Here is a 21,198-nt window from a genome sequence, read left to right as displayed (position 1 = left end):
GTGAAGCATTAGTTGCCGCTGAGCAGAATGTTATTCCTTATTTTCCGAATGGCTGATATCGCCTTGTTACTGCACATCAACAATTATTTGCATTGGGGAAAGTATGGATAATTTTCAAAAAGAGATTGAAGAGAGAACAAATCTCACCTCATCAAACCGATTTGAACTTTTGCTGTTCCGACTGGGGGTATCTCAAGAAGAAGAAGAGAAATCCGAATTATTCGGCATCAACGTGTTCAAATTGCGTGAAATTGTACCTATGCCTACGTTGACCAAAGCAGCGGGTATGGCATCGCCAATGATGGGTATCGCGAATATTCGCGGAGAAATCATCCCAGTGATTGATCTCCCGTCTATCGTCGGTTGCGTGCCAAAAACCGGATTAAATATCCTGCTGGTGACTGAGTACGCGCGGAGTACACAGGCTTTCGCCGTGGAGTCCGTTGACGATATCGTGCGCCTTGAATGGAGCCAGGTACTGGCCGCCGACGCAGGTGTTAAAAGCCGCAATATTACCAGTATCGCGCGTTTGGATAACGACTCTGCGAGCAACCGACTGGCGCTGGTACTGGATGTTGAACAGATTTTATATGACATTATTCCCGCGAATCGCAATGTTCAAATCGATACTGAGAAAACCAAGGCATTTCAACTTAAGCCAGGTTCAGTCGCGATTGTGGCTGAGGATTCTAAGGTGGCACGTTCGATGCTTGAACAGGGCCTGAATATGATGAATATCCCTGCCGTGATGCATATCACTGGTCTGGAAGCGTGGAATAAGATCAAGAAAATGGCCGATGAGGCGCGAGCCGAAGGGGTACCTATCTCGGATAAAATCGCCTTTGTCTTAACCGATTTAGAAATGCCGGAAATGGACGGTTTTACCTTGACGCTGAATATAAAACGCGATGAGTTTTTGAAAAATATTCCGGTGATAATCCATTCGTCATTATCGGGTAGTGCCAATGAAGACCATGTCCGCAAGGTAGGGGCAGATGCTTATGTGGCAAAATTTGAAGTCAATGAATTAGAAGCCGCTATTCACAGCGCTCTGGATTCAAAGAAAGCGATAAACGCGTAACCGCGATTATTCTTGCGGCCTGTTCCTGCATGCTTACATGAGCAGGAACAGGCCGACTGATCACGCTTGCCTAAAACCGTGATGGCATAGCGCTATTTAGCAACCCGCGATACTCTCCTCGATCGACAATTTTAACTCTCGCACATCTTCCTGTTGCGCTTTTTCCTGCGTGGTGACGAAGAAATATTTCCCACCCGGTAGTGCCATGTTAAACGGGGCGGTAAAGATCTGTTTATCGATAAAATCTTTCGCCAGCAAACTGCTGACAATGGCCACACCTTGCCCGGCGATGGCGGCTTGAATCGCGTGGGTTTCATCGGTAAAACGCAGACCCATCTCGATATTCAGCGCTCCCTTGGCATAATCCGGTGCGGAGAAGATCCGATCCGCATTCATCGTTTTCCCCACGTTTCTTTTCTCGCCAGAAATAGCCAATGGCAATAGTTTGAACTTCATCACGAAAACAACAAAACAAACAAAAACAACAAAATGCCAATTTGCAAAATTTAATCACTCAGTATCTTAGTTTAAAGGAATATTAGTTTAACTTTATGATTATTTAATTAAATTACCAGCATTAATCACTATCATGTTAGTGGAATTAATGGATGGTTTTATGTTGTTTAATGTTGCTTTGAATTGTTATTTCTGTGATGGTGAATTGCAGTTAAAAACATAATAACACTTTCTAACATTTCTTATCTTTTGAGGCCCGACATGAAAAATGTAGCAATACTCGGAAGCAGCGGGGGAAATCTGTTCAATCTCGGTGGTGCCTACCCCGAAAGACTTCTACAAGAAATCTATACCCAACTCCACTCCGCTGGGTTAGGTGTCAGTGCGGTGCAATTTATTGCTGCGGAAGAATCGATGGATGTGGCAAAGCCGACCACCGCCGCTGCTGTTTATTCAATAACCGCGGAGGAAGGGGATAAACCACGGATTAGCTTCCAGGGGAAACTCTCTGAGGTGAATGACGCGGTAAAATCATCGGATGCGGCCATTGCGGCACAAATCCGAGCTGGTGATATTGATGGCATCATTATCATGAGTGCAGACCCCGAACGCAGTAATAAAGACGCTATCTTGGCGGCGATAGAAAAGAAAATCCCCATTGTAGGCACTGGCGGTACCTCGATGGCGATTATCACTTCCAAAGGTGCCAATGTGATTGCCACTTCTGGCACCACTGGCACCAATAGCCGCACACGGGCCATCTCTTTTACCGCCTCGCTATGTAAACACTGGCAAATAAAATATACCCCAGTGCTGGGCAGTAGCGAGGCCAACATGCCAGGCAGTGACAAGAGCCTGCTAAAAAGAATCAATATCCGTAGCATCATGATCCCGGCGTTGCCTGGTTTTATCGCCATGGCCATTGTGCTGGCGCTAAGCCATATCCCAGGGTTGCAATCACTGAATGCCATTTTTGAACTGCTATTGAAGGGGTTGCCGGTTATTGTCGCGGTTATTGCGGCTAAACAGGTTTCTGAGCTAGATGAAGTGTCAATTGTGGCGGGGGTTGTTGCCGGGGTGCTATCGGTAGAAGGTGGCTTAATTGGCGGTATTTTGGGTGGGATCGGTGCCGGTATTATGGTGCGTTATTTGTTTGGGCTTTGCCTGAGATGGCAATTCCCAATGACCACCATCAATATTGTGGCGGGCGGTTTGTCCGGTTTATTCTCCGGTTTGGTGATGTACTACCTGCTTAGCCCATTGGCATTAGCCGCAGGTGACTATATTAAATTAGCCATTGAAGCCACTCTGGCCTTTAGCCCGATTTTAGCAGGATTACTGGCCGGTCTGGTTATTTGGCCAGCCATACTGGGTGGGGTCTATCACGCAGTTATATTGCCACTGGTATTACTGGAAATGGAAAAATCCGGTGTCAGCTTCCTCGGTGCGGTCGATATGGTCGGGCTGGTGATGGTGGCAGCCGGTATTAATCTGGCTAACGTGATTGCTCCGCGAGAAAAAAGTGAAGCTGCGGTAGCCGCCCCAGGGTTGTTAATTAACCTCGGCTTTGGGACGTTCGTCGAATCTGCTTACCCGTTCATGTTTTCTAATAAAGTCGTCTTTGCTGGTGCAATATTCTCCGCCGGCGTTGGCGGCATGTTGCTGGGATTATTAAATATTAAAGGCGTGGCATATGTACCTGCATTCGCCTCTCCATTCTTGTCGAATAACGCTTTTTATATGGCGATAGTCATGGCGGTAACACTGGTGTTGACCTGTGTAATCACCCTATTAGCCAACAAGTTTGTAGCAATTAAAAAAGCAGTACCCGAATCACCAACACCAGGGATATCGGGCTAAGAGTTAACAATTAAAAAAGCCGTTTTATATAAATCAAGTAGAGGTAAATATGTTCAACGCTGATATGAGTAAGAAACGTTCCGTCGCTATGGATAAAGTACGAAATGCAATTTCGTTACATGGCGGTCAAACTATTCTCAGTACTGGAATAACCGGAGATGATGCTCGCTTAGCGAAAGCAGTATGCGATTCAGGTGTTAAATTATTGGAACCTAATCACCCAGCGTTGGCGTTGGCTCGCGGCCATAATGGTGTGACGAATATGCATGCTGCGGAGCGTATTCGTCATGAGATAACCATCGACCAAATGGCACAAGCTGTGCGGGGGGTGCGTAATGTGGTGGCTGACGATATTTTTATTACCGTCGGGATCGCCGGAGGCTTTACTGAAACTGTACCTACACCCGTGACGGAACAAGATATTTTATTGATAGCTCAATCAGGTGCTGATGGTTTACATACCCATAAGTCCAGTTTTGAAGATTTAAAGGAACTGGTGGATTTAGCCCATAAATATGGTTTGACGGTAGATGCTTATATTGGCCACCCAAGTGATTTACATACCTTCGGCATTGCGGCTGAAACCCCCGCTGATGTTGCACAAGTGGCTAAAACGATGGAAATGCTGGGTGTTGATATGATTGGTTTAATGACTGGCATGAGCTACGAGGGTGTCAGCGCGGGTGATATTCCTGATGCTATCAAACAGCGGCTTCTGGCGTTAGTTGGTGCGGTTTCGGTACCAACATTAGCAGAAGGGGGGATCAATCTGGAAAATGCCAAAGCATTTAAAGATACCGGTGTAAATATTCTGGTGGTGGGCACTGCCATTGATAATGTTGTCTGCAATGCGGCAAAGGATGTGGTGTCACGCTTTATTACCCACTGATAGTATGATGTGAGCAAGGAGGGAGAGTGTATTAGCAATAATCTATTCTCCCTTTTTTATTGGAGTCAACGTATGTATAAGTTATTAGCGCTTGATCTTGATGGCACTTTACTCGATAAGGAAAACCAAATATCAGCTCAGAATATTAACGCGATAAAACGTATTATTCAGCAGCACTGCATGGTTGTTTTATGTTCAGCCAGGCCGGTTAAGGCTATTGCGGCCGTCATTTACAATACTGAATTAGAACATCTTATTCGTTACTTTATTTCATTTAATGGCGCATGGATATATGACGCTGTTGAGAGGGCAGATATTCGCTTTACACCACTCAGCCGCAAAGAGGTACAAACTGCCATTGCCATGCTGGCAGAAAATCAATTTCCACATCACTTTTTTACTCGCACTAACATGATGATTTGTTCACCGAATATCAGCTACTATACTCGCTATGAATCTGATATTTTTGCTATGGAAATAGTGTTTACTGAGCCGGCTTATATTGCTCAGAGAGATGATATTGTTAAAATCTCTATGGTTGGCTCAACCGATTTTATTGATAATATCGCCAATAAAATAGATGAGCAGTTTCATCTTCAATACTCACTCAGTAAAACCAGCAACCATTATTATGAAATAATGAAACATGGCATCAATAAGGGGGATGCATTACATTATTTATCTCAACACTTAAATATCAGTGCTCAAGCCGTGGTCAGTATTGGCGATCAGGAGAATGATATCAGCATGTTTCAGTTTTCTGCTGTGGGTGTGGCAATGGGTAATGCCAGTGATTATGTCAAATCTTGTGCGGATAGGGTAAGTCAGGATAATAACCAACATGGAGTTGCTTTTGCCATTAATCAACTCTGGCCGGTGTGATGGAATCGCCTTTTGTTTCATAAAATTATTGCGTAGAATGGCACTATGTATCGCACAGCTTCGGGCAGCTATTCTTATGAATCAGATCAAACGTAAACAGTTTATTTTAGAAAAGCTGGATAGTCTTGGTGAGGTTTCTGTTATTGGTCTTTCCGAGGAGTTGGGTGTGACGTCTGAAACCATCCGCCGGGATCTTTCCTATTTGGAAAAAAGCGGTGAGGTCACTAAAGTCCATGGCGGTGCGATAAAAGTTCAGAATATACAAGAGGGTAGTTTTGCCCAACGAATGGATTTAAATCGCCAGGAAAAAATACTAATTGGTCAATATGCTGCATCTCTGGTGACTGAAAACGATACTTTATTTATTGATTCTTGTACCACCACACTTATTTTTGCTTCATTCTTGCCATTAGTGAAGTTTACTGTTTTTACCAACTCATCATTAATTGCTGATCAAATTAAAAGTAAAAATAATATGGCTGTCGTGCATGTATTAGGGGGTGAATATAATTATACCTATAAAGCTAACTTAGGCATTCAGACCATTGAGCAAATGAACGATATTCATACTGATTTCACTTTTGTTGGGGTTGGCGGAATAGACAGTGATTTTGGCGTGATGGTAAAAAATCTGGATGAAGGGCGTATTGCCAAGAAAATGTTGGCGATGGGCAGGCAGAAAGTTATTTTATGTGACACCAGTAAATTTGGCCAAAGTGGGTTAATGAAAATAAGTGACATCAATGATATTGATATTATTGTCACCGATAAAAAGAAGAATATTCATAAACAAGCAATTGAAGCTATCTATTCAGATAAAATCATTTATGCCAATTAATATGGTATGGCCCTTGATGCACGATATTATGCCTAAATTTCGGGTATTTATCGATTTTCTTCGTAACAGGCTATTTGCGGGCAAATAGCCACTTAACCGATAGGCGAAACGTTTTTGCAGAACGAGAGCTAAAAAAGCCACTTTGTGGTGACTTTTTTACATCTTTATTATGCGAAAATAATACTCGGCAGTTAATTCTAATTAATTGAATTATAGAAAATTATCTACCCGCAGATTCAGTCTACCCAAGGTGATAGCGTTAATGACTGATAACTATTTTGCCCACGTTTTGGCGTGAATCAAAACGCAACCAGGCCTGTTTAGCTTCGGCAAAAGGAAAAACGCTATCAATGACGGGTATGATTTTATGCTGCACCAACGCCCGGTTCATTTGTTCGAAATCTTCACGTGAGCCCACACTGATCACCCGAAAACGCGCGGCACTTTTAAACAGGCTGAAGAAATCTATTGCCACCGCATCCCGAGCGATAAATCCGATCAGCGCCAGTTCACCACCAATGCAAATGGAGCGAATGGACTGATTCAGCGTTCCAGGGCCACCGACCTCGACCACTCTATTAACCCCTTGCCCAGAGGTTAAGCGCAGAACTTCCTCACTCCATTCAGGGTGTTGAACATAATTGATGACTTCATCAGCACCCAGTGTTTTCAACTGCGCGCTTTTGGCTTCACTCGACGTGGTGGCGATAATCCTCGCACCCATTGCTTTTGCTAGCTGGATAGCAAACAAGGAAACGCCACCTGAGCCTAAAGTTAAAACCGTCTCACCGGCTTTAACGGGTCTATCGCCGTTAAGTGCTGCCCACGCGGTCACTGCTGCACAGGGAAGCGTTGCGCCTTGTTCGAAGTTAAGGTAGTCGGGTAATGATAATAGTGATTCCTCACTAACCACTTTATATTCAGTCAGCCAGCCGTCGCGATCACTACCATAAAGTTCATCGCGTGCTGAAGCCTGAAAAGCACCGCCAACCCAGCGTGGCATAAAGGTATTCACCACCCGATCGCCGACCTTAAAACGTTCGACCCGCTTGCCAATTTGAATCACTTCACCGGCGGCATCGGAGAGTGGAATATGCCCCGAGCTGGCAGGTAAGGTGTATTCACCATTCATAATGGCCAGATCACGATAATTCAGCGACGTGGCGCGCACCCGAATGAGTACTTCTCTGGCCTCAGGTACGGGCATATCTTCCTGATAAAGTTCTAAGTGTTCAAGATTGCCAAACTGGCTGAAACGATAACTTTGCATATGGGTATTTCCTATTAAGATAAACGTGATGTTTATAATCAGACGAAATTTAAATCTCGATCAGATACATGGCCTTAGATAAATAGCTTCAGGACAACCAGTGAGAAATTCTAGACAAGGTTGATTAATGAAACTAGATTGATAAATTCAATCTTAAATTCCGAATATGAAATTATGTTGGACGAATTAGCCCTATTTGTAAGTATTGTAGAAACGGGAAGTTTGCGGGCGGCAGCGGAAAAAGCCTCGATTCCAGCTTCTACGTTGACGCGACGTTTACAGAAGTTAGAGCAACATTTAGGTTGCCGCTTGCTGCACCGCAGCGCCCGGCGCATGACACCGACGAGTGAAGGTTGGCAATATTACGAACAGTGTCGCCCGCTAGTACATTCTTTACAGCAAGCAACGGCGAAGCTTGACGTTACATTGAATCAGATCAGTGGCCTGATCCGAATACTGGCTCCGGCGGATTTAGCCAATGATAATCTGGCTCCCGCGTGGGTGTCGTTTTTGACACGATACCCCGAAGTTAGGCTTGAGCTAGAACTGAACAATTACACCCAGGATCTGATTGGTAGCGGCGCTGATGTGGCGATCCGCGTGGGGGCTCAGCCGGATTCATTACTCAATATGAAAAAGCTGGGACACAGCAAGGAAATACTGCTCGTTGCCTCGCCTGATTATCTGGCGAAAAACGGTGTTCCTGAATCTATGGATGCGCTGAGGCTACGTGACTTAGTGATCAGTGCGCCACTATCAACCTGGGTGATACAACACAGTCAGAATGGGGAAACCATACGTTGGCAACCCCAAGGGAAATTCTGTGTTAACGGTATTCATCTGGCGCTACAGGCGGCGCTGGCCGGATTAGGGATCCTGTTTTGTCCATTGAGTTTGTGCCATAACCCACTTCAGCGCGGCGAACTGGTCAGGGTATTACCTGAGTGGCAGGGGGCCCCTCGGGAAATTTATGCGGTATGGTCGCAGCAACGGTACGTTCCGGCCAGAGTCCGGGCGCTGATTGATCATCTGGCCGACTTTTGTCAGCAGGACCCTTATTTGATGATGTGAGTCTTTTGCTTCATCACACTATCGATTAGCAGAATCGACTATTGGCAACCCTAGAGATAGTTTGCCGAAGCTTATTATTCTCGGCAAACTTAATGGCTGGCCTGATATTCGAGCGCCTGTTCCCCCAACAAAATGCTATGTTCATTAGCATGATACTTGATCCTGACATTCGTCATTTTTTCTAAACCCCGTCCGATTTATTGATCCACATAATCGATTTCACAGACTCATTTTATGACCGTATTTTTACGGGTGCTGACACTGGGAACAGTAAGTTCTGCGCAGACAGGGCTATATTCAAACATAATATTCTGCCTGCATTCATTAAATATTGGAGAGTCCGTTTCTCAACGTGAATGGGTTCATCTACATAAATTTACCGCTCACCTCTCTTGGTGGATTGACTGTAATAGCAATGTACAATGATATTATATATCGATAAGCCATTATTACGTTATTAACGGTTAACTGATTCATGGCAGTAATAGTTGGCTCTCTCTCGATCCTTTCTTGTTATAAAATACTTTTGATCCAGATCACACTCTTAAATAAATTAATTGTAGGACCTGGCCTACAGTGTATTTCGCTAATTCTTAGTTTAACTTTAATGATGATTTTTAACATGCTAAGGCACAAGGTTTTTTTTCTGGCATGCAAGAAAGTTCTTATTCTTCAATGCGATGTTGCATTTTTTCTGAAACAAAACTAGTTACACTTTGTAACATTTAACCCATTGGTGTTGCCTGGCTAATGTTTTTACACTGCCGCCACTGGGTATTTAATAGATGCGTTTATGTGTGTGAAAAATACCTGTCAGATACCGTATTATACCATCCTGCGAATGCGAAGGTTATCTACGAACAATTGTTTTCTTATTTCATTGCACCCGAATCATTGGTGAGTGATAGCTATTGTGTCAGGTAATGTAGATTATTTTACGCAGCTTTTCAGGAATGGATTTCCTAAATTCTCGTCCTCTAACAAGGAAAGTCAATGGCCTCGTCAAGCTTCCAAAATGAGATACCCAAAGCGCGTATTAATATTAAATTAGACCTCCATACCGGCGGTGCCCAGAAGAAAGTCGAGTTACCTTTAAAACTTCTGGTGATGGGCGATTACAGCAACGGCCAGGAACAGCGCCCACTGTCTGAGCGTGAGAAACTCAATATTAACAAAAACAATTTCAACAGTGTGTTGGCCGAGCTCCAACCGAGCCTGAAATTAACGGTGCCTGATACCCTGGCCGGGGATGAATCCGATACCGCAGTATCCCTGACCTTCAACGACATGAAAGATTTCGAACCGGAAAGCGTGGCTCGCCAAATTCCACAACTGCGTGCCTTGCTGGCAATGCGCAATCTGCTGCGTGACCTCAAATCCAATCTGCTGGACAACGCCACTTTCCGCCGTGAGCTGGAAAACATCCTCAAAGACGAGGCACTGAGCGATGAGCTGCGTGCTGAACTGGCGGCATTGGCCCCCAAAGACTGTTAATCGCCAGATTGGCTGCTTGTAGAAAGAAGAAAAGGAACATGCTGATGTCTGTACAGGAAAACAGTGCGCAGGGTACTGCGACGACCGTATTAGAAAAGAATAACCCCGTAGTTCAAGGCGTTTATGCCTCTTTGTTTGAAAAAATCAATCTGAGCCCAGTCTCCTCATTGACGGGTCTGGATGCTTTCCAGAATAACGATACCATGGCGGAAGCGACCACTGATGAGCGTGTCACCGCCGCCGTCAGTGTCTTTTTAGACCTGCTGAAGCGATCGTCGAAAAAAGTGGAAAAGCTGGATAAAACCCTGCTGGATGGCCACATTGCGGCGCTGGATGATCAAATCAGTCGCCAATTGGATGCGGTGATGCATCACCCTGATTTCCAACGGGTGGAATCGACCTGGCGCGGCGTAAAATCCCTTATCGATCAAACCGATTTCCGTCAAAACGTGCGTATCGAACTGCTGGACATCAGTAAAGATCATCTGGTGCAGGATTTTGAAGACGCCCCTGAAATCGTGCAAAGCGGTCTCTACACCCAGACTTACATTCAGGAATACGACACCCCCGGTGGCGAGCCGATTGCAGCCGCTATCTCCAACTACGAGTTTGACCGTAGCCCGCAAGATATCGCCTTATTGCGCAATATCTCCAAGGTGGCCGCAGCGGCCCATATGCCGTTTATCGGCTCAGTTGGCCCAGAGTTCTTTGGTAAAGAGAACATGGAAGACGTGGCGGCTATCAAAGATATCGGTAACTACTTTGACCGTGCCGAATACATCAAGTGGAAAGCTTTCCGCGACTCCGATGATTCACGTTATATCGGCTTGACCATGCCGCGCGTGTTGGGGCGCTTGCCTTACGGCCCGGACACGGTGCCAGTACGCAGCTTTAACTACGTAGAGCAGGTGAAAGGGCCGGACCACGACCGTTATCTGTGGACCAATGCCTCGTTTGCTTTTGCCGCCAATATGGTGAAAAGCTTCATCAAAAACGGCTGGTGTGTGCAGATCCGTGGCCCGCAGGCCGGTGGCGCGGTGACTAACCTGCCTATCCACTTGTACGATCTAGGTACCGGTAATCAGGTCAAAATCCCGTCAGAAGTGATGATCCCGGAAACGCGCGAATTTGAGTTTGCTAATCTGGGCTTTATTCCACTGTCGTACTACAAAAACCGTGATTACTCCTGCTTCTTCTCGGCCAACTCTACGCAGAAGCCCGCGCTGTATGACACTGCTGACGCGACTGCCAACAGCCGTATTAATGCCCGTCTGCCGTATATCTTCCTGTTGTCACGCATTGCGCATTATCTGAAGTTGATCCAGCGCGAGAACATCGGTACTACCAAAGACCGCCGTCTGTTGGAGTTGGAGCTGAATAACTGGATCCGCACGCTGGTGACGGAAATGACTGATCCGGGCGACGATTTGCAGGCTTCCCATCCACTGCGTGATGCGAAAGTCACGGTAGAAGATATCGAAGACAACCCAGGTTTCTTCCGCGTGAAGCTGTATGCCGTACCGCACTTCCAGGTTGAAGGCATGGACGTGAATCTGTCATTGGTTTCGCAGATGCCGAAGGCGAAAGCCTGATTGCCCTTTGTCCTTGAAGTTGCAGCGTTGTTGGCTGCCTTCTCTCCCCAGTCATTGGCGTTAGTCAACGCCTGGGGATTCGTTTAGTTGCCATCTAGCTGCAACACCAATGACGTTGGGCATGATTGTACGCAAGGAAGTACCGATGAAGATTTATCGTCCGCTATGGAATGAGGGAGCCTTGCTGTCTCCTCAGCAGTTCCAGCAACAGTCAGAGTGGGAGTCCTTCAGAAGTGCTGGCGTGTCAGCGCTGGCCTCCCCGTTCCCATGGGGTGTGGAAAAGGTGGAGTTTGATGACAATTTACTGTCTTCAGGACTGATACAAATCCGACAACTTCGGCTGTGGCTTGCTGATGGCACACTGGTTGACACACTCAACAGCGATTTACCCCCTGAGGCTCGCGAACTTGATCCCGGACAACTCGCGGGTCAGGAATCGGTAACTGTCGTTCTTGCACTACCGCTGATGCAACCAGGGACGTCTAATGTCCAGCAGGCGGGCTCGATTTCTGAACGTCCGCTCCGCTACCGTGAAGAATGGGTTACCGTTTCGGATGCATTTGGACCTGAAGAAGAATCTATGGCGGTGGCACATTTTAACCTGGCTATCCGTTTCCAGCATGAAAACAATGGATCATGGAAAACTTGTGCAGTTACCCGCCTGGTGCGTGACGGACAGGGTGGATGGCGTCAGGATCCCGCATTTATTCCTCCGATGGCGTTATTTTCCGCCAGCCCAGTGTTGCGTGAACGTCTCGTCCTACTGAACCGCCAGTTGCGCTCCCGCCGTCAGCGTCTGATGTCGATGCGCCGTGAGAGTAACGAACGGTTGGCTGATTTCGCGGTTGCTGATGTTTCCCTCTTCTGGCTGCTCAACGCACTTAACTCTCATGCCCGTGTATTGACGGAATATGAACGTTTTCCTGCGCGTCATCCTGAGCAGGTTTGGGCCGAGCTGGCGCGTCTGGCCGGGAGTATGTTGACCTTCTCGCTTGACAGCGATCTTGATGCCATACCTGGGTATAACCATGCGCAGCCGGGTAATACGTTTCCACCGCTGTTTGATCTTATTACTGGGTTATTGGAAGCCAGTCTGCCATCACGTGTCATTGCTCTGGAAATGTCACGCCCTGATGAACAAACATGGAAGGCATCGCTGCATGATGTGCGCTTGCGTGAGGAAGCCGATCTCTACCTCTCCGTACGCTCTGATATTCCAGCCTGGCAGATTGCCGAACGATTCCCGGCGCTTTGTAAAGCGGGATCTCCAGATGAAGTGAATGAAATCTACAGTGTGGCGCTTAAAGGCATTCCGCTGATTGCCGTGAATCGCGTTCCTGCGGCACTACCCGTTCGTCTGGAGAATCAGTATTTTGCGCTCGATATGGAAAGTGTGGCTGCCCGCGACATGCTTGAGCAGGGGGTATGCATGTTCTATGTTCCTTCTCTTCTGGGGGCTCTGGAACTTGAGTTATTTGCGGTGTTGCGCTCATGAAACAAGAAATCGATATTGACCAACTGATGGCAGAAACCTGGCTAACGGTCACCCTGCTGCGACATGGTGCCACCACGCCTGATGGTAAGGCCCTCTATCAAAATTGCCTAAAACAAGTTGAAAACGTTCGTGACGCACTGAAAAAAGCGGGCTACGACGACAGTAGCATTGAGCATATCTCATATGCCCAGTGCGCTCTACTTGATGAAACGGTGATGAGCCGTAAGCCAAAGGAGGCTGAAGCGGGGGAGGTTATCAATGCGGACGAGGGGCAGCGAGCTTGGCGATCAGCGCCGCTTCAGGCACGTTTTTTCGGCTCTCTGCACGCGGGTGAGGCTATTTGGGATCGTATTGCTGAAGTGTTGCGTCAAACTGCGCCGCCCACTGCTGTATTGACGTGCTATCACCGGGTGCTATCTCTGGGCTTTCAGGGGCTGTACAGCGTGAAAAGCGTGAGCCAGACCCAGCGAGATGAAACACTCAAAGCCCTGAGCGAACGGGTTTCACCGCCTGATATAGGTCTATCTCTGATAGTTAACAAAACCGGTCGTCGTCGTTACAGCCTGCTACGTTCGGTCTGGTTTTGGGTCACCTTTGCGGTCGTACTGACCGGGATCGTCTGGTGGGGGGGGCATCATTGGTTGCAGACGTTGCTATCCGCTCAACTCCCGGAGTTACGACACTAATGCGTAAATCAGCCATCGTCTCTGGGGTATTTCACGTCTTCATCAGTGCTGCTGTGTTGCTATGGTTGCTGTGGTACTTCTTCCCGGTTGCAACTTGGGCCAAAGGACTGCTCACGCTGATGATCGTCATGGTCGGCGGTGCGTTCGTATGGCGTCGTCGTCCGGGGGCAGCCGATACCCTTGCCACACCAGATTTACCGCTCATTGAAAACCAGAGCCCTGTGGTGCTGGTGTGTGGTGATGGGCTGGATGCGCTATTTCCCGACTTACCACTGAGAAAAACCGGGCAAGGTTGCTGGCTTCGCGTCGGCGATGTTGCTGCACTCACCGATGTTGTGCACAACATCCAGGCACAACAGCCCCACCAACTGGGGCAACTTTCAATCATGTACGCCTGTCTGCCGGATCAGCATCAGGATGAGGCTGTTTTGCGGGCATCGCTGAAAGCACTGCGTCAACAGGTCAGGCACCTGAGTTCGCTGACGGGTTTCCGACTACCGGTGGTTCTGAACTGTCAGTTTTCTGGCCCTGAAACACCGTGGAATATCGTTCGTGGTGGCGATGCTTTGGTATGTCCGATTGATGACGCGCCTATTCCACTGCATGAATGGCAACTCATTGCCGGTCATATCACGGCCCTTCCTGTTCTGAGTGAGGCATTCACTTTTATCCGTGAGATCTTACTTGATGAGCTATCGAAAACGGATCGGCTTTGCCCCCCAGTGCATCCTTTTGCGGTAGCACTGCGAACCGGTTATCCGAGAGGCGGAAACCATTCTCTTTGGGCTAATTGGTTACATCGTCGAACCTGTCTTCAGCTTCCTCAAACACGGGGGCAGTCTGAAGCATCGGATCGCTTTCCTGATGTTGTGCTTTCGCTGCTATCTCCTTATGCGGTACCAGCACAAGGCGGGCAAACTTCGCGCCGTCTGGTGTGGCTTCTGATGTTGTGTGCTTTGTGCGCAATAGGATTCTCTGTGGCCAATAACCGGAGCCTTATCCACCAGGTAGGGACAGATTTGCAACGCTGGTACGCCATCCCGATGACTCACTATACGCCCAAAGCACAGGCACTCAGCGCCCTTCAACAGGATGCTTTACTGCTTGAGCGCTGGCAGCGGCAGGGGGAACCTTTGAAATACAGTTTGGGATTATATCCCGGACAACGTCTGTGGTTGGCGCTTCAACAGGCAATTGATACCTATGTCCCGCCACTGTCTCCTGTAACACCGAAGGAGAAAAGTACGGCAACAACGGTACGCCTCGATGCGTTGTCGCTATTTGATACGGGCAAGTTCCAGCTCAAACCAGACAGTACCAAAATGCTGGTCAACGCGCTTATCGACATCAAAGCCAAGCCGGGCTGGCTGATAGTGGTTGCAGGGCACACCGATATTACGGGTGATGGTGATGCTAATCAGACGCTATCACTTAAACGCGCAGAAGCACTACGCGACTGGATGCTCTCAACCAGCGACGTTTCACCTACCTGCTTTGCGGTTCAGGGCTACGGGGCGACACGCCCCATTACAACGAATGACACTGCGGAAGGCCGTGCGCTCAACCGTCGTGTCGACATTAGTCTGGTGCCGCAGGTTGATGCCTGCAAGGCACCAGCCCCCAAGACTCATCAAATGATTGATGAGTGATTAACCTAGAAATGGAGATTTACCCATGGCAATTCCAGTATATCTGTGGCTGAAAGATGATGGCGGTGCGGACATTAAAGGTTCCGTAGATGTTAAAGATCGCGAAGGCAGCATTGAGATCGTGGCGCAGGAACATAACCTGTATATCCCGACAGACAACAACACGGGCAAGCTGACCGGCACCCGTATCCATACCCCGTTCCTGTTCACCAAGGAAATCGATTCTTCCAGCCCGTACCTGTACAAAGCGGTAACCACCGGCCAGACCCTGAAATCCGCTGAGTTCAAATGGTATCGCATTAACGATGCGGGCCAGGAAGTGGAATATTTCAATACCAAGCTTGAGAACGTGAAGCTGGTGAAAGTGGCACCGAAGATGCACGACATCAAGGATCCGGCCAAAGAGAAACACAATCACCTCGAAGCCATTGAGCTGCGTTACGAAAAAATCACCTGGACTTACAAAGACGGCAACATCATTCATTCCGATTCTTGGAACGAGCGTACTACCGCGTAATTACCCGTCATTCTTCGCGCCGCAGGTGCGTTGGCGACGTTCGCTCACCCTGGTCACATAGTTATCTATGCTCCCAGGGATTCGTTCACTTGCCGCCTGCCTGCAACACGAATTATTTAGGGTAACCCGCAGCAGCAGGCGGTTCGCCGTCTGCTTTTTGTGTTTTTAGCTGAGCATCGGGGCATCGGTATTCAGCCAAACGCACTGACATTTTATCAGATGACCTTATGGGCCTTGGTTGACGGCTATGGGCGGTAGCGTGCCCGACGCCAGCTTCATCTGGCTATTTTACTTGCCATTTTGCACCTGGGCAGTGCTCGGCGCTGTCCGTGTACAAACTGACGGCGACAATAACGCCAGTTGAAACCGGCTAACGTACTAGGTTTCGCATACAAGGAAGAAAATTTATGACAACGCATTCAGCACACTTATTACGTCGGTTAAATCCCTATTGCGCGCAGGCACTGGCCGGTGCTGCAACCCTGTGTCAGACCCGCGCCCATGCCGAGATAACCGTTGAACACTGGTTATTGAAATTGCTGGAACAGGGTGAAGGCGATATCACGGTGATTGCCCGGCGTTATGAGTGGGACATGGACAGCCTGTGGCAGGGGTTGCTGGCCCATCTGGATACGTTGCCGCGCACGGTGCAGGGCAAACCTCAGTTGTCAGCCGCGTTACAGCAACTGATCAAAAGTGCCTGGCTGGATGCCTCGTTGCAGGAAAATGCTGATGCGGTGCGTTCCGTTCATCTGTTATCTGCCCTGATAAATTCGCCATCATTATTGACCGCAGAGGCGGGATGGCCGTTGCTCAGCCTGAGCACCACCCAGTTACACCGCCTGTTACCGTTGCTGGACAGCCAATCCGACGAGCGCCCTGAAGTTCAGCAGGCTGCGGCACTGGCAGACAGCCCGGTCAATCTGACCAATGAGGCAGCGACTACTCCCTCTACCAGCGGCCAGCCGCAACTCAATGACGCCCTGCAAGCGGCGCTGGATAAATTTACGTTGGACGTCACCGCCAAAGCGAAAATCGGGCAGATTGACCCAATTTTTGGTCGCGATACCGAGATCCGCCAGATGGTCGATATCCTGTCGCGCCGCCGTAAAAACAACCCGATTCTGGTCGGTGAACCGGGTGTGGGTAAAACCGCGCTGGTTGAAGGGCTGGCGCTGCGAATTGCCGAAGGTAACGTACCGGATAGCCTGAAAACCGTCAGCCTGCGCACCCTGGACTTGGGCCTGTTACAAGCTGGGGCTGGGGTCAAAGGCGAGTTCGAACAGCGCCTGAAAAATGTTATCGAGGCGGTACAACAATCACCGACGCCAGTGCTGCTGTTTATCGACGAAGCCCATACCATCATCGGTGCCGGTAATCAGGCCGGTGGCGCAGATGCCGCCAACCTGCTGAAACCCGCACTGGCGCGTGGTGAACTGCGCACCATCGCTGCTACCACCTGGTCGGAATACAAACAGTATTTTGAACGGGATGCCGCTCTGGAACGCCGCTTCCAGATGGTGAAAGTTGACGAGCCGGACGATGCCAAAGCCAGCCTGATGCTGCGCGGCTTAAAAGGCCGTTACGCCCAGCACCACGGCGTGCACATTCTGGATTCTGCTATTACCGCTGCGGTTACCTTATCGCGGCGCTTCCTGACTGGCCGCCAACTGCCGGATAAAGCGGTGGACCTGCTCGACACTGCCGGTGCCCGCGTGCGGATGAGCATCGACACCCTGCCAGAAGCGCTGATGGAAATTAACGCCGAACTGGCTGCATTGGCGATGGAGCAACAGGCCATTGAACAGGATTTACTCCTGCTGCCGAACATCGGTTCAACGCGCTTATCTGAGATTGATCAACGCCGCACAGCACTGCTGGTTGGACAGCAGCAGCTTGCACAGCAATATGAAGCAGAGAAACGCCTCACCACCCTGATTATCGACGCGCGTCAGGATATCGCCAACGCGGCACATCTGGCCACGTTGCAGACAGAACTCAGCCAGATTCAGGGCAATGCGCCGCTGCTGTCGCTGGATGTTGATGTGCGTACTGTGGCAACGGTTATCGCCGACTGGACCGGCGTGCCGCTGAGTAGCCTGCTGAAAGACGAACAGACCGATTTGTTGCAACTGGAAAACCATCTCGCGACCCGCGTGGTCGGTCAGGATGCAGCGCTGGTTGAGATGGCGCAACGCCTGCGCGCCGCCAAAACCGGCCTGACGTCCGAAAATGGCCCGCTGGGGGTGTTCCTGCTGGTCGGGCCAAGTGGGGTGGGTAAAACCGAAACCGCGCTGGCACTGGCCGACACACTGTTCGGTGGCGAGAAATCGCTGATCACCATCAACATGTCCGAATATCAGGAGGCGCACACCGTTTCCCAGCTCAAAGGCTCGCCACCGGGCTATGTCGGTTACGGTCAGGGTGGCATTCTGACCGAAGCAGTGCGTAAGCGCCCGTACAGCGTGGTGCTGCTTGATGAAGTTGAGAAAGCGCACGCCGATGTCATCAACCTGTTCTATCAGGTGTTTGACCGTGGCTTTATGCGCGACGGTGAAGGGCGCGAAATTGATTTTCGTAACACCGTGATCCTGATGACTGCCAATCTGGGCAGTGATCATCTTATGCAATTGCTCGATGAACAACCGGAAGCGACTCACAGTGATTTGCACGAACTGCTGCGCCCGATCCTGCGCGACCACTTCCAGCCTGCCTTGCTGGCCCGCTTCCAGACCCTGATCTACCGCCCACTGGATGCCACCGCGTTGCGCACCATCGTTGAAATGAAACTGGCACAGGTCGCTAAACGCCTGAACAAACATTACGGCCTGCAATGCACTATTGAAGAAAGCCTGTACGACACGCTGGTCGCTGCCTGCCTGCTGCCCGACACCGGCGCGCGCAACATCGACAGCCTGCTGAATCAGCAAATTTTGCCGGTGCTGAGCCAGCAACTGTTAAGCCGTATGAGCGAGCAACAGCGCACTACCTCGTTGACGTTGGGCTGGGATGAAGCCGAAGGGATCACCTTGGCGTTTGAGGGAATGAATGATGAGTGATTCGATACTGAATAAGGCAGTCGATCAGTTGAAACAGCGCTTGGGGCAGTCACGTTACCATGTGGGTGTACATGATTGCCCACACTTTCTGGATGTGTTGAGTTTTCATGCCGAAGAGTCTTTCAGTCACCCCTGGCAATATAATGTCTCACTTACTTGTAGCGAGTCGGACATTGCCTGCGACACGCTGCTGCTTAAACCGGGTTCCTTTACGTTCCAGACCCCCGTATTTACCGGTGGACCTGCGGTGCCAGTACGAACGGTCTATGGCGTAGTGCAGTCTTTTCGTCGCCTCTCTACTTCGGCCGATGAAACCCGGTATTCACTGACGCTGGTACCCCGGATCGCGCTGTTAAAACACACCAAAAACAATGAGATTTACCTTAACCAATCCGTGACGGAAGTCGTAGAACAGGTTCTGCGCAAGCACGGTTTTGAAGGCCCGGACTTTGAGTTTCGTCTATCGCGTGAATACCCGCCACGGGAGTTGATCACTCAGTGGCGTGAAACCGACCTGGCATTTATACAGCGCTTGTTGGCAGAAGTCGGCATCTTCTGGCGTTTCGAAATGGACAGCCGCGTTGAACAGGATGTTGTGATATTTCAGGACTCTCAGGAGCAATACCAGTTTGATGTCCGGCTTCCACTACGTAACCCAGCAGGTATGAGCGACAATGGGCAGGAGAGCTTGTGGGATATCCAGACAGCCTACAACGTGGTGAGCAGCAGCGTCGCCACGCGTGACTATAATTACCGCCAGGCCCTGACCCCGCAGGACAGTTGTGAAAGCATCAGCAGTGCGGAAGGCATTACAACGGGTGAGGTCTACCACTACGCGGAGCCGTTCCTGTCGGAAGGTGATACGGAAAGCACCGAAACCGGTGCATTTTATGCCCAGATACGCCATGAGCGGATCCTTAACGGCCAGTTGACCGTCAGCGGGCGTTCAACCAGCCCACAGTTGTGCCCCGGCCAGGTGCTGGAAACAGATGGTGTGCTACCCGACGGTTTGAAAGATGGCATTGTTGTGACAACGGTGCGCAGCCATGGCTCACGTAAAAGCAGCTTCCGTTTGGAATTCGATGGTATCCCTTACAGTGACACCGTTTGCTACCGCCCCGCGCTACTTAACCGCCCGGTTATCTCTGGCTCACTTCCTGCCCGAGTAGAAAGCGCGGAGAAAGGCGATACCTACGCCTGGCTTGACGACCAGGGTCGCTACCGCGTGAAGCTGGACTTCGACCGTAACAGTACAGAACAGGGATATGCCTATCTGTGGCTGCGCATGGCAAAGCCGTATGCCGGTGATACTTATGGCTGGCATGCCCCATTGCTCGACGGAACGGAAGTGTCAGTGGTGTTTGACAGCGGCGACCCGGACAGACCGTATATTGCTTATACACAGCACGATTCCGAACATCCTGATCACGTCACCAGTGATAATCATACTCGCAACATCTGGCGTACTCCGGCAAATAATAAGTTGAGGATGGAGGACCTTCGTCAGCAGGAGCACATTAAGCTTTCTACGGAGTTTGGTAAGAGCCAACTGAACCTGGGTCACTTGGTCAATGCACAACGTGAACAGCGCGGAAGTGGGTTTGAGCTACGTACCGACGAGTTTGGTGCAGTGCGCGCGGCTAAGGGTATTTTCCTGACAGCGGACGACCAACTGAAAGCGCAGGGGCAGGTGCTGGAGATGACGCCCGCGGTTAACCTGATTAATCAGGCCAACAGCGAAATGCAGGCACTGAATTCGGCGGCTGAACAGGCCGGGGCGCTAGTATCGGATATTCAGACCCAGATTAACCTGGTAAAAGACCGCCTGTCAGGTTTGCAGTCGGCTGTCGTATTGGCGAGTGCGCCGCTGGGGATTGCCGTCACCTCTGGCGAGCATTTACAGATGACCAGCACCCGCAACACCATGATTAATGCAGGCCAGCACCTCGATATCGGCGCGATGAAAAACCTCTCCATCACAGTTGAAAAGGCGCTGGGACTGTTTGTGCATAAAGAGGGGGCTAAACTGGTGGCCAATCAGGGCGATGTGGAAATCCAGGCTCAGCATAATACGCTGGCACTTTTCGCTAAACAGCAGGTCACCATCACCAGCAGCGAGGATGAAATCATCATCACAACCCCGAAAACGCTGACACTCAACGGCGGGGGATCCTATCTGAAGCTGAGCCAGAGTGGGATAGAGCATGGCTCGGCAGGGGATTACATTGTGAAGGCTCCGCGCTACCAAGTGCCGATGAGTGGCGCGTCATTGAATACAGAAGTGCCTGTCTTTGACAAAACTTCCCTTGAACTTCTTCCCCCTGAAACAGATGGCAACATGTCACGCTAAGGATTGCTG

General features: G+C 49.6%; 16 protein-coding genes. 14 read left to right on the top strand and 2 right to left on the bottom strand.

Annotated features, from left to right (window positions below; genetic code table 11):
* The first annotated feature begins 103 nt into the window (after positions 1 to 103).
* On the top strand, positions 104 to 1,081 hold the full coding sequence (locus A6J67_RS17580; RefSeq protein WP_005185399.1) for a chemotaxis protein: 978 nt from the start codon (positions 104 to 106) through the stop codon (positions 1,079 to 1,081).
* A gap of 96 nt (positions 1,082 to 1,177) precedes the next feature.
* On the opposite strand, the gene A6J67_RS17575 is transcribed toward A6J67_RS17580, so the two are convergent.
* Positions 1,178 to 1,537 (bottom strand): hypothetical protein, encoded by a 360-nt coding sequence (locus A6J67_RS17575; protein ID WP_226967853.1) that lies wholly within the window; start codon positions 1,535 to 1,537, stop codon positions 1,178 to 1,180.
* 261 nt (positions 1,538 to 1,798) lie between these two features.
* Here A6J67_RS17575 and A6J67_RS17570 point away from each other — a divergent pair, with 261 nt between their 5' ends.
* From A6J67_RS17570 to A6J67_RS17555, 4 genes are all read left to right on the top strand, one after another.
* Positions 1,799 to 3,397: a PTS sugar transporter gene (locus tag A6J67_RS17570; RefSeq protein WP_005185406.1), complete on the top strand. Its 1,599-nt coding sequence runs from the start codon at positions 1,799 to 1,801 to the stop codon at positions 3,395 to 3,397.
* A gap of 49 nt (positions 3,398 to 3,446) precedes the next feature.
* Entirely contained in the window at positions 3,447 to 4,286 is an 840-nt protein-coding gene (locus A6J67_RS17565; protein ID WP_005185409.1) for a hypothetical protein, read from the top strand.
* Between the two features lie 72 nt (positions 4,287 to 4,358).
* Entirely contained in the window at positions 4,359 to 5,168 is an 810-nt protein-coding gene (locus A6J67_RS17560) for a Cof-type HAD-IIB family hydrolase (RefSeq protein WP_042569511.1), read from the top strand.
* Between the two features lie 76 nt (positions 5,169 to 5,244).
* Positions 5,245 to 6,006, top strand: coding sequence for a DeoR/GlpR family DNA-binding transcription regulator (locus A6J67_RS17555; protein ID WP_050297562.1), 762 nt, complete (start codon positions 5,245 to 5,247; stop codon positions 6,004 to 6,006).
* A 259-nt stretch (positions 6,007 to 6,265) separates the two neighbouring features.
* On the opposite strand, the gene A6J67_RS17550 is transcribed toward A6J67_RS17555, so the two are convergent.
* On the bottom strand, positions 6,266 to 7,276 hold the full coding sequence (locus A6J67_RS17550; RefSeq protein ID WP_050297511.1) for a zinc-dependent alcohol dehydrogenase family protein: 1,011 nt from the start codon (positions 7,274 to 7,276) through the stop codon (positions 6,266 to 6,268).
* Between the two features lie 174 nt (positions 7,277 to 7,450).
* Between A6J67_RS17550 and A6J67_RS17545 the strand changes: the two genes are divergently transcribed.
* The 9 genes from A6J67_RS17545 to A6J67_RS17500 all read left to right on the top strand — a co-directional run bounded on the left by A6J67_RS17545 (position 7,451) and on the right by A6J67_RS17500 (position 21,189).
* Positions 7,451 to 8,347, top strand: coding sequence for a LysR family transcriptional regulator (locus A6J67_RS17545; protein ID WP_005185417.1), 897 nt, complete (start codon positions 7,451 to 7,453; stop codon positions 8,345 to 8,347).
* 993 nt (positions 8,348 to 9,340) lie between these two features.
* A complete protein-coding gene (gene tssB, locus A6J67_RS17535) occupies positions 9,341 to 9,841 on the top strand; it encodes a type VI secretion system contractile sheath small subunit (RefSeq protein WP_005185419.1) in 501 nt (166 codons plus the stop codon).
* Positions 9,842 to 9,879: 38 nt separating this feature from the next.
* Positions 9,880 to 11,433, top strand: coding sequence for a type VI secretion system contractile sheath large subunit (tssC, locus tag A6J67_RS17530; RefSeq protein ID WP_005185420.1), 1,554 nt, complete (start codon positions 9,880 to 9,882; stop codon positions 11,431 to 11,433).
* Positions 11,434 to 11,578: 145 nt separating this feature from the next.
* The gene (tssK, locus tag A6J67_RS17525) at positions 11,579 to 12,928 is read left to right on the top strand and encodes a type VI secretion system baseplate subunit TssK (RefSeq protein ID WP_050297509.1); all 1,350 of its coding nucleotides are present in this window, start codon (positions 11,579 to 11,581) and stop codon (positions 12,926 to 12,928) included.
* Positions 12,925 to 13,614, top strand: coding sequence for a type VI secretion system protein TssL, short form (gene tssL, locus A6J67_RS17520; protein ID WP_050297508.1), 690 nt, complete (start codon positions 12,925 to 12,927; stop codon positions 13,612 to 13,614). The genes tssK and tssL overlap by 4 nt, the downstream gene beginning before the upstream one ends.
* Complete coding sequence (locus A6J67_RS17515; protein ID WP_080608306.1) at positions 13,614 to 15,263, top strand: OmpA family protein; 1,650 nt, start codon at positions 13,614 to 13,616, stop codon at positions 15,261 to 15,263. The genes tssL and A6J67_RS17515 overlap by 1 nt, the downstream gene beginning before the upstream one ends.
* Before the next feature lie 25 nt (positions 15,264 to 15,288).
* The gene (gene hcp / locus A6J67_RS17510) at positions 15,289 to 15,780 is read left to right on the top strand and encodes a type VI secretion system effector Hcp (protein ID WP_004711812.1); all 492 of its coding nucleotides are present in this window, start codon (positions 15,289 to 15,291) and stop codon (positions 15,778 to 15,780) included.
* A gap of 407 nt (positions 15,781 to 16,187) precedes the next feature.
* The gene (gene tssH, locus A6J67_RS17505) at positions 16,188 to 18,839 is read left to right on the top strand and encodes a type VI secretion system ATPase TssH (RefSeq protein ID WP_080608305.1); all 2,652 of its coding nucleotides are present in this window, start codon (positions 16,188 to 16,190) and stop codon (positions 18,837 to 18,839) included.
* On the top strand, positions 18,832 to 21,189 hold the full coding sequence (locus tag A6J67_RS17500; protein WP_050297505.1) for a type VI secretion system Vgr family protein: 2,358 nt from the start codon (positions 18,832 to 18,834) through the stop codon (positions 21,187 to 21,189). Before tssH ends, A6J67_RS17500 begins: the two co-directional genes overlap by 8 nt.
* Positions 21,190 to 21,198 lie beyond the last annotated feature (9 nt).

Source organism: Yersinia sp. FDAARGOS_228 (assembly GCF_002073315.2).
Lineage (GTDB): Bacteria > Pseudomonadota > Gammaproteobacteria > Enterobacterales > Enterobacteriaceae > Yersinia > Yersinia intermedia.
The sequence above is the reverse complement of the archived record's forward strand: the minus strand, read 5'-3'. Positions and strand labels throughout refer to the sequence as shown.